The 1,125-nt window shown below is 52.4% G+C and carries 2 protein-coding genes; both read left to right on the top strand.

Annotation, left to right across the window (positions count from 1 at the left end; all coding sequences use genetic code 11):
• Nucleotides 1-55: 55 nt before the first annotated feature.
• On the top strand, nt 56-493 hold the full coding sequence (locus tag IQ254_RS34185) for a transposase (protein WP_369011375.1): 438 nt from the start codon (nt 56-58) through the stop codon (nt 491-493).
• Nucleotides 429-1,118, top strand: a complete 690-nt coding sequence (locus IQ254_RS34180) for a transposase (protein ID WP_369011374.1) — start codon at nt 429-431, stop codon at nt 1,116-1,118. Before IQ254_RS34185 ends, IQ254_RS34180 begins: the two co-directional genes overlap by 65 nt.
• Nucleotides 1,119-1,125 lie beyond the last annotated feature (7 nt).

Here is a 1,125-nt window from a genome sequence, read left to right as displayed (position 1 = left end):
TAAGTAGGCGGTTGAAATTAAATGTAAGATAGCGGGGTAGCTAGAGTGCCCCAAAATGCCCGCCCCACTACGCATCATACTAACCGAGGAAGAAGATCGGACGTTGAGCGAACTTCGAGAGGCTCAGACGGTTCCTTATCGGACGCGTGACCGAGCGCACATGCTGCGGTTGAATGCCCAAGGCTTGAACGTGCCTGCTATTGCTGAGATTTTTCAGTGCCATCAACATACGGTTAGAGCGACGCTACGCCGATGGGAGAGTGATGGATTGGGCGGACTGTGGGAAGCCCCAGGACGGGGTGCAAAACCCAAGTGGCAGCCGTCAGACCTGGACTATTTGACGGCGTGTTTGGATCAAGAGTCTCGCACCTATAACAGCGCACAGTTAGCTCAAAAACTGAAGCAAGAGCGTTTGGTGGACTTGAGTAGTGACCGATTACGACGATTGCTCAAAAAAAAGATATCGGTGGAAACGAACCCGACACAGCCATAAACGGAAGCAAGACCCGCTCAAGAAAGCCCTCAAGCAGGCGGACCTAGAGACCCTGGTGCTGGCGGCTGAAGAGGGTCTGGTCGATATCAAATACCTCGATGAAGCTGGGTTTTGCCTCTGGAGTCCGGTCAGCTACAGTTACAGTCCGATTGGAGAGCAGAAGCGGATGGAGCAAACGCCGACTCGTCATGGTCGCCGCATCAGCATTCTGGGATTGTGGCAACCGGGAGAAGGCTTTGAGTATGCCCTCTCTCAAGGGGGGTTTAAGGGGAAAAGCTACATTGAGGTCATCGATTGGGTCGCCCAAAAGGCCTCACACACCTTGGCCCAGACGGGTCGCATCACCGTCATTGTGCAGGATAATGGCTCACTTCATAGGAGTCGCTTGGTGCAGCAACAGTGGTCTCGGTGGCAGAAGCAGGGACTGTTCATCTTCTTTTTACCGCCTTATTGTTCGGAGATGAATCCTATAGAAACCCAATGGCGGCAGCTGAAGTGCCACGAGATTGCGGGCCAGATGTTTGATAATGAATATGACTTAGCCATGACCGTCATTGACGGCATGGAAGCCCGCAGTAAAGCCGGTGATTATCCGCTGGAACGTTTTATATTTAATTGCGCCTAGCTACTTA

It is taken from the genome of Nodosilinea sp. LEGE 07088 (genome assembly GCF_015207395.1).
Taxonomy (GTDB): domain Bacteria; phylum Cyanobacteriota; class Cyanobacteriia; order Phormidesmidales; family Phormidesmidaceae; genus Nodosilinea.
The sequence above is the reverse complement of the archived record's forward strand: the minus strand, read 5'-3'. Positions and strand labels throughout refer to the sequence as shown.